General features: G+C 55.6%; 6 protein-coding genes and 1 tRNA gene. 5 read left to right on the forward strand and 2 right to left on the reverse strand.

The window, feature by feature from the left end; translation table 11 throughout:
* A partial coding sequence (locus QE270_RS01020; protein ID WP_300033958.1) for an Ig-like domain-containing protein occupies positions 1-2,384 on the reverse strand: 2,384 nt, incomplete at its 3' end.
* Between the two features lie 451 nt (positions 2,385-2,835).
* Here QE270_RS01020 and QE270_RS01025 point away from each other — a divergent pair.
* Entirely contained in the window at positions 2,836-3,459 is a 624-nt protein-coding gene (locus QE270_RS01025; protein WP_300033960.1) for a TetR/AcrR family transcriptional regulator, read from the forward strand.
* 90 nt (positions 3,460-3,549) lie between these two features.
* Here the strand turns inward: QE270_RS01025 and QE270_RS01030 are convergent.
* Positions 3,550-3,636, reverse strand: a tRNA-Leu gene (locus QE270_RS01030).
* A gap of 214 nt (positions 3,637-3,850) precedes the next feature.
* Between QE270_RS01030 and QE270_RS01035 the strand changes: the two genes are divergently transcribed.
* The 4 genes from QE270_RS01035 to QE270_RS01050 form a co-directional block, all read left to right on the forward strand.
* The gene (locus QE270_RS01035) at positions 3,851-4,774 is read left to right on the forward strand and encodes a complex I NDUFA9 subunit family protein (RefSeq protein ID WP_300033962.1); all 924 of its coding nucleotides are present in this window, start codon (positions 3,851-3,853) and stop codon (positions 4,772-4,774) included.
* The gene (locus tag QE270_RS01040; protein WP_300033964.1) at positions 4,771-5,571 is read left to right on the forward strand and encodes an undecaprenyl-diphosphate phosphatase; all 801 of its coding nucleotides are present in this window, start codon (positions 4,771-4,773) and stop codon (positions 5,569-5,571) included. Before QE270_RS01035 ends, QE270_RS01040 begins: the two co-directional genes overlap by 4 nt.
* A 160-nt stretch (positions 5,572-5,731) precedes the next feature.
* Positions 5,732-7,174 carry an NAD(P)-dependent oxidoreductase gene (locus QE270_RS01045; RefSeq protein WP_300033966.1) on the forward strand — a complete coding sequence of 481 codons (1,443 nt, stop codon included), beginning with the start codon at positions 5,732-5,734 and terminating at the stop codon, positions 7,172-7,174.
* A partial coding sequence (locus QE270_RS01050; protein WP_300033968.1) for a glutamate synthase central domain-containing protein occupies positions 7,171-8,900 on the forward strand: 1,730 nt, incomplete at its 3' end. The genes QE270_RS01045 and QE270_RS01050, both read left to right, overlap by 4 nt.

The following is an 8,900-nucleotide window of genomic DNA, read 5'->3' on the forward strand; positions in this document are numbered from 1 at the left end:
CTTGCCCCCACGATCAGATCGTCCAAGCCATCGCCGTTCACATCGCCCGCAGAGCTGACGGAGCCGCCCGAACGGTCACCTGCCGATGCCCCGTTGATCACAAAGCCAAGGTTGCCCGTACCGCTTGCAATATCCGAGAGGTTAACCGACGTCCCGGTAGTCTTGCCAAACACCACATAGCTCGCGCCGGCGTCCTGATCACCGGATTGGCTTGCCCCCACGATCAGATCGTCCAAGCCATCGCCGTTCACATCGCCCGCAGAGCTGACGGAGAAGCCCGAATAGTCATATGCCGATGCCCCGTTGATCACAAAGCCAAGGTTGCCCGTGCCGCTTGCAAACGCTGACAGTTCAACAACGGGGGCGATCGAATTTGAGATCACAGAAATAGACAGTGCAGCAGATGCCACACTCACATTGCCTGCAGCGTCCGTTGCCTTGGCGGTAATTGAGCGTGCGCCCACAGCAAGGGCCACATCCTTGGTAAAGACACCGGAACCATTGGCCGTGGTTGTCCCTAGAGAGGTTGATCCATTAAAGAGTTCAACCAGCGCATTAGCCTCCGCCGTGCCCGTAATCGTTAGACCTGTCGTCTGGTTGGTTACATTGTCGGTGCTATCACTGCCGCTGTCATCACCAGCGGCAAGATCAAGGCCAGTCGGTGCCGCAGGCGGCGTTGCATCGACTGTTATCGGAGGCGGCGTTGGATCGACCACTATCGGAGGCGGCGTTTCTTCGACCGATATGGCTAGTGCAGCGGATGCCGCACTCACATTGCCTGCAGCGTCTGTTGCCTTGGCGGTGATGGAGTGTGCGCCTTCGGCAAGCGTGACATCAAGACTGAATGCGCCGGTTGCATTTGCGGTCGTGTTGCCGATTGAGGCCGTGCCGTCGAACAACTCAACGCGTGCATTGGCCTCTGTCTGCCCAGTGATGGTGAGCGCAGACGTCTGGTAGGTTACATTGTCGGCACCGTTTTCATCATCAAAGGCAAGATCAAGGCCAGCAGGCGCAGCGGGAGCTGTCGCATCGACCGATATGGCCAGTGCAGCAGAAGCAGCTCCAACATTGCCTGCAGCGTCCGTTGCCTTGGCGGTAATTGAGCGTGCGCCTGCGGCAAGCGTGACATCAAGACTGAATGCGCCGGTTGCATTTGCGGTCGTGTTGCCGATTGAGGCCGTGCCGTCGAACAACTCAACGCGTGCATTGGCCTCTGTCTGCCCAGTGATGGTGAGCGCAGACGTCTGGTTGGTTACATTGTCGGTGTTATCAGTCCCGCTGTCATCTATCGCAACAAGATCAAGAACCGTCGGAGCCGCAGGCGGCGTTGCATCAACCGATATGGCTAGTGCAGCAGAAGCAGTTCCAACATTGCCTGCAGCGTCTGTTGCCTTGGCGGTAATTGAGTGTGCGCCTGCGGCAAGCGTGACGTCAAGACTGAATGCGCCGGTTGCATTTGCGGTCGTGGTGCCGATTGAAGCCGTGCCGTCGAACAACTCAACGCGTGCATTGGCCTCTGTCTGCCCAGTGATGGTGAGCGCAGACGTCTGGTTGGTTACATTGTCGGCGTTATCAGTACCGCTGTCATCAACAGCAGCAAGGTCAAGAACCGTCGGAGCCGCAGGCGGCGTTGCATCGACCGTTATGGCCAATACGGATGATGCAGCTCCAATATTGCCTGCAGCGTCCGTTGCCTTGGCGGTAATTGAGCGTGCGCCTTCGGCAAGCGTGACATCAAGACTGAATGCGCCGGTTGGACTGGCGGTTGTCGTACCAAGCGAGGTCGCGCCGTCGAACAACTCAACGCGTGCATTGGCCTCTGTCTGGCCAGTGATGGTGAGCGCAGACGTCTGGTTGGTTACATTGTCGGCGTTATCGGTACCGCTGTCATCACCAGCGGCAAGATCAAGGCCAGTCGGTGCCGCAGGCGGTAAGGTATCTTTCGACTTGGCAAGAGTAGCAACCAGACCACCCACAACGCCAAGGCCAGCGAGCCCAAGACCAATTGTTGTACCCGAAAGACCAGTAGCGCGATCTGCACCTTGCGTGTTGCCGGCCCTTGCTGGGGAGGTATCGAGTTGCGTCGAGACATCGGCACCGCCGCCGCCAGATGAAGCAGCTTCGGTTTCTGTTTGCTCCGATGATGCAGCACTCTCAGCCGCGTCTTCAACCTTCACAGCCTTTTTCTTGCCGTTTTCAGTAAACGACAAAACTAAATCTTTACCTACAATCTTGGATTTTATGCCCGAGACTAATGCACCGGTGGCAGCATCAACAATCTCAACCTTTGCACCAACAAAGGGCGGCTCAAGTTTTACGCGCGCGCTCAAAGCTACATTCTTAATTGTACCGTTCGCTGCCGTAATCCGGATTAACTTTGTCATGTTAATTGCTTCTTCCACTTAATCTTTGAAACTCAACGCTCACCAAATGACCCATCCACGCTAAGCTTTTACCAAGGATGTTCGCTCCCCCCTCCCTCTGGACACCTAACTCGCAGCTAATTTCTGCTAACGGGCGACAAGGAAAAAAAGGAAATTGCAGCGATAGAAACTATATTTGTAGCAAGATTGAAATATTTGGCACTTGGTAGTGTCAACTTATTAAAAGACGCTAATTATGCCGTCAAGGAATATTTGGCACTTTATAGTGTCAATTTATTCTAATTCCCGAAAAATGCTGTCAAGTTAGTATCTGGCGCATTCCAAACGGCAGCGGGGGGTGACCTAAACGGAACATTGGAGTATAGCCAAAAGTTGACTACGTCGGCGGTTTGTGGTAGAAAAATGTCAGCGTTTTACGCAACAAGTCACTTCAGGGTGCGCGAGGAGCATATTGCCTAGTCCAGTTGATAAGAAGATCGATGGTCATCGTAAGCGCGTCTTAGAGACGCGTGGTCGTATTGTCGCTGCCGCGATCGAGCTTATGCGTGAGGAAAACATAAATCCCACGGCTGAAGAAATTGCAGTGCGTGCCAACATCGGTCGACGTACTGTGTTCCGCCACTTCAAAAATATGGAAGGGCTTATTCAATTAATTACCCTCGAACTCGCGAAGCCGCTAGCGATTGAGCCGGTCGCCCTCAAGAGCAGCGATTGGCAAGGCCAAATGTATGAAATGATGAACCGACGTCTAGCTATGTTTGAGCTATTTATGCCTTTCCAACGTGCATCCGAGGCGCATCGACACTCATCGCCCACCCTGCAGGCCATTTACAATGCCTATATTTCAACCATGCGTTCACGGCTCATCCGTCCTCTGCCCCCTGAGATACCAAATCGGCAGCCATTATTGGAAGCAATCGATGTCGCGCTCAGCATTGAAGTCTGGCAAACCCTTCGCGTGAAGCAGAACCTCTCTGTAGCGGATTCTAGCGCCGCTGTTGAGACGCTTTTGTCGCACCTCCTGTCCCCGTACCCTAATGGCCCCTGCGTGCCACCAGATGTCGCGGGCGGGTGAATGTGCGGCTGCTAGCGTCTAGCTTAATCCTATATATGACAAAAAACCTAGGTTTTGTCGACTATTTTCGATCAACAGTGATCATGCTAATGGTGCCCGGAAGAGGACTCGAACCTCCACGCCGTTACCAGCGCCAGCACCTGAAGCTGGTGCGTCTACCAATTCCGCCATCCGGGCACGTGAAACGCAGTTTGGATGCGTGTCGGGTAGGGGCGTTCCTTTAAGCGATCAGGTTATATTGTCAACGACCGTGCCGCGCCGTGCCAGGATTAAATAGCTATTGCCGCCTGTCCAGACGCGCGCCAGTCATTTTCACGCAGGTCGGCCTTGAAAGCTTACCGGTGCTGGTGCAAAGCGCCAGCAGGCTATCACGTTGCACGACGGAGCATATATGCAAGGCAAATTGATTACGATTTTTGGCGGCGGCGGTTTCCTCGGCCGCTATGTTGCCCAAACACTACTTGGCCAAGGCGCCAGGGTTCGCGTCGCGTGCCGTAATGCAAATAGCGCCATCTACATAAAGCCGCTAGGCAATCTGGGTCAGGTGCAGTTGATGGAAGCGGATGTTCGCAAGCCTGCAAGTGTTGCTCGCGCGGTCATGGATGCCGACGCTGTCGTCAATTTGGTTGGCAGCTTTGCTGATATGAACGCGGTTCAAAATATCGGTGCGGGGATTGTCGCACGGGCCGCTGCCGAGGCTGGCGTGGAGGCCTTGGTGCACATCTCTGCAATTGGCGCAGACGCACATAGTAACGCCGAATATGGCCAAAGCAAAGCTGGCGGTGAAGAGGCCGTCCATGCCGCATTTCCTTCTGCCGTCATCTTGCGGCCATCCATCGTCTTCGGACGCGAAGACCAGTTTATCAACCGCTTCGCCGGACTAATCCGCATGTTGCCGGTCGTTCCGGTTATCGGCGCTGCTGCGCGGTTCCAGCCGGTATTTGTCGGTGATGTCGCTAAGGCAGTTGCCGCAGCGCTTGCGCATCAGGATGGTCGTGTTCTCGAACTGGGCGGGCCAGAGATATTTTCAATGATGGAGCTGAACCGATGGATCGCCAAGGCCATCGGACGCGCGCCTGTGTTTGTCGAAGTACCGGACATTGCCGCCAAGATGCTCGCCAGGGGTACGGGCTGGATGCCGGGGGCACCGATTACAGAAGACCAGTATAAGATGCTGGGTAGCGACAATGTGGTTACGGGAACGGACGGACTAGCCGCTTACGGTATCGTGCCAACGCCGATAGATGTGATCGCTGCGGATTGGTTGGATATTTACCGCAAGCATGGCCGCTTTGGCAGCAGTCCCAGACAATGAGCGATACGATGATCGCGCTGCTCCTCGGCTTTATCGAAGGGCTGACAGAGTTTTTGCCCGTATCATCGACTGGCCATTTGATTTTAGCGGGTGAAGTCATCGGCTTTACAGACAACAGTTCGGTTGCCTTCAAAATCGCGATTCAGCTTGGCGCGATCTTGGCAGTGCTGTTGGTATATTGGCGGCGCTTCTGGGCCGTTGGAACTGGGCTACTGAAGATGGAAAAGGGGCCTGTGGCCTTCACACGAAACATCCTTCTTGGATTTGCACCGGCACTTGTGATTGGCGTTATCGCATATGACGCTATCCGCGCAGCCATGCAGACGCCGGAGATTGTTGCTCTCGCGCTGATCGTCGGCGGCATCATCATATTATTGCTGGAGCGTATGGTGAAGACGGTGCGCTTTCATGCAGTTGAGGAAATCCCCTTTGGCACGGCATTGTCGATTGGCCTCGTCCAATGCACCGCCATGCTGCCAGGTGTGAGCCGTTCCGGCGCGACGATCATGGGAGGGCTAATGATGGGGGTTGAGCGCAAGACAGCGGCGGAGTTTTCCTTCTTTCTGGCTGTGCCCACAATGCTGGCGGCAACGGTTTACGCTTTATGGAAAGACAGGGCGCTTTTGAACGCCGATGATCTTGGGATGATAGCCCTTGGTTTCACCATGGCTTTTCTGGTTGCAGTGGTCGTGGTGAAGGCCTTTGTTGCCATCGTCGGCAAGTACGGATTTGCACCTTTCGCATATTACCGAATCATAATCGGAACTGCTGCGTTGTTGTGGCTAACGCTTCGGTAGGTATCATATCGGCCCTTTTTAATTGAAAGATTATTGCGCAGAGTTAAATTTTAGCCTCAAATTTTGCTATTTTAGTCAGTATAGCTGACCCATTTATTAGATTTACACGTGACAGAGCTTGTTTGCCGCGTTACGCGCAGCGCTTCTGAAGGAGCGTGCTGTGGCTAATGATCCGATGCTAAAGTTTATTTCAAAGCCGCAGGCTTATCCGCATAAGCGGGAAGCCGAAATGCGTGCGGAGGATTTTGCCGAAATCGCCGACCGTTATGCGCCAGACGCAGCGGCCGATCAGGCGTCGCGGTGTTCGCAATGCGGCGTACCTTATTGCTCAGTGCACTGCCCGCTGCACAACCATATTCCCGATTGGTTGCGCCTCACCGCCGAAGGCCGTTTGCGCGAAGCCTATGAGCTGTCGAACCTGACCAGCACTATGCCCGAGATTTGCGGCCGTATCTGTCCGCAGGACCGTTTGTGCGAAGGCAATTGCGTTATTGAATTTGCAGGCCATGACGCGGTCACGATTGGCTCGGTCGAAAAATACATCACCGATACCGCGTGGGAGCAAGGCTGGGTAGAACCCGTCGAGGTCGGGCCGTCGCGCGGCCAATCGGTTGGCATTATCGGGGCTGGCCCCGGCGGATTGACGACGGCGGAATATCTCCGCGTCGCGGGCTATGACGTTCATGTCTATGACCGTTACGACCGGATGGGCGGATTGCTGACCTATGGCATTCCGGGCTTTAAGCTGGAGAAAGACATTGTCATGCGCCGTGTGCAACGGCTTGAGGATGCCGGTATTATTTTCCACGCGAATTTCGAAGTGGGCCGCGATGCATCGCTGGATGATTTGCGCGCGAAGCATGACGCCGTGCTTATTGCCACCGGCGTGTACAAGGCGCGGGCGATTGCCACGCCAGGCAGTGGGCTTGAGGGAATCGTCCCTGCGCTCGATTTTCTCACCATTTCCAACCGCAAGGGCTTTGGCGATGCCGTGCCTGTTTTCGACAGCGGCGCGATGAATGCGCATGGCAAAGACGTTGTCGTCATAGGTGGCGGCGACACCGCAATGGATTGTGTCCGCACCGCCGTCCGCCAAGGCGCAAAGTCCGTAAAATGCCTGTACCGCCGCGACCGCGATAATATGCCGGGGTCGCAGCGCGAAGTGACCAATGCCGAAGAAGAGGGCGTCGAGTTTGTCTGGCTGTCCGGCCCCAAGGGCTTTGACGGCGACGGCAAAGTCGAACGCGTGCATGTCGCTAAAATGCGGCTTGCAGCCCCCGATGCATCTGGACGCCGCACGCCGGAAAATGACCCAGAAGGCGACTTCACGCTCAACGCCGATATGGTAATCACCGCACTTGGCTTTGAAGCCGAAGACCTGCCGGTAATGTTTAACGCCCCCGACCTCAACGTAACCCGCTGGGGCACGTTGCGTGTTGACCATAAAACGCAGATGACCAACCTCGATGGAGTCTTTGCAGTCGGCGACATCGTGCGCGGCGCAAGCCTTGTCGTCTGGGCAATCCGCGACGGCCGCGACGTCACGCAGCATATGCATAATTATCTGAAATCAAAAGCAAGCCGCAAGAGGCAAGCAGCATGACCCTATTTTACCCGACCCCCGAACATGAACGCCTCGCCCGCGAAGGCATGTATCATCCTGAGTCCGAAGGCGATGCCTGCGGCGTTGGCTTGATCGCGGCGACAGATGGCAAGCCGTCGCGCCGCGTCGTTGCGGCGGGTATTGAGGCGTTGAAGGCGGTCTGGCATCGCGGCGCAGTCGATGCCGATGGCAAAACCGGCGATGGCGCAGGCCTGCATATCGACCTGCCCTTCCGCTTCTTTGACGATGCGATTTCGGACAGCGGCCACCGGCCGATGCCTAACCGGCTTGCGGTTGGCATGGTATTCCTGCCGCGCACTGACCTGAGCGCACAAGAGAATTGCCGGACGATTGTCGAGGCAGAGATCATCGACGCAGGCTACACAATTTATGGTTGGCGTCAGGTACCCGTCAATGTGTCCGTCATCGGCGACAAGGCACAGGCAACGCGGCCTGAGATTGAACAGATCATGATTGCGGGACCAATGCCCGATGAGGTCGACGCAACAGAATTTGAGAAGAACCTGTATCTTGTCCGCCGCCGGATCGAAAAGAAGATCATCGCTGCGCAAATTCGCGATTTCTATATCTGTTCGATGTCGTGCCGGTCGATTGTCTACAAGGGCCTGTTTCTTGCTGAATCCTTGTCGGTTTTTTATCCTGACCTTCAGGACGACCGTTTTGAAAGCCGCGTTGCGATTTTCCATCAACGCTATTCGACCAACACGTTCCCACAATGGTGGTTGGCGCAGCCTTTCCGCGGGCTAGCGCATAATGGGGAAATTAACACCATTCGCGGCAACCAAAATTGGATGAAGAGCCACGAGATAAAGATGGCCAGCATCGCCTTTGGCGCGCAGTCCGATGATATTAAACCCGTTATCCCAGCCGGCTCATCGGACACCGCTGCATTGGATGCCGTGTTCGAAACCTTGGTGCGTTCAGGCAAGGAAGCGCCGACCGCAAAGCTGATGCTGATCCCCGAAGCATGGCAATCAAACCCCAATCTGCCCGCCACCCACCGCGCGATGTATGAATATATGGCCAGCGTGATGGAACCATGGGATGGCCCTGCCGCCTTGGCGATGACCGATGGCCATTGGGCCGTCGCAGGCGTTGACCGCAACGCTTTGCGTCCGCTGCGCTACAGCCGGACGTCGGACAATTTGCTGGTCATTGGTTCGGAAACCGGGATGGTCATCCTGCCCGAAACGACGATATTGGAAAAGGGCCGCCTTGGCCCCGGGCAAATGATTGCCGTCAATTTGGATGAAGGCAAATTATACCGCGACGGCGAGTTGAAAGACCGCATTTCGGCCGAACAGGATTATGGCGCTTTGGTCGGCGGCTTCCGCCGGATCACCGACTTGCCCGAAGCTGGCGACGACAGCGCGCCCGCTTGGTCGCGCGCGGAATTGACGCAGCGTCAGATCGCCGCTGGCATGACGTTGGAAGATGTCGAGATGATCCTCGCGCCCATGATTGAAGATGGCAAAGAAGCCATCGGGTCGATGGGCGATGATACGCCTTTGGCGGTTATCAGCGACAAGCCGCGCCTCATCAGCCAGTTCTTCCGCCAGAATTTCAGCCAGGTCACTAACCCGCCGATCGACAGCTTGCGCGAACGGCATGTGATGAGCCTGAAGACACGCTTTTCCAACCTTGCCAATATCTTGGAGGAGACGAGCCAGAATGCAGACGTGCTGGTGCTGGATAGCCCGGTTCT

The organism is Sphingorhabdus sp., assembly GCF_029865925.1.
Lineage (GTDB): Bacteria > Pseudomonadota > Alphaproteobacteria > Sphingomonadales > Sphingomonadaceae > Sphingorhabdus_B.

What these genes read in the sequence shown, in the direction of transcription:
- QE270_RS01040 (WP_300033964.1), top strand. Translation starts at nt 4,771, where the DNA reads ATGAGCGATACGATGATCGCGCTGCTCCTCGGCTTTATCGAAGGGCTG.
- QE270_RS01035 (WP_300033962.1), top strand. Translation starts at nt 3,851, where the DNA reads ATGCAAGGCAAATTGATTACGATTTTTGGCGGCGGCGGTTTCCTCGGC.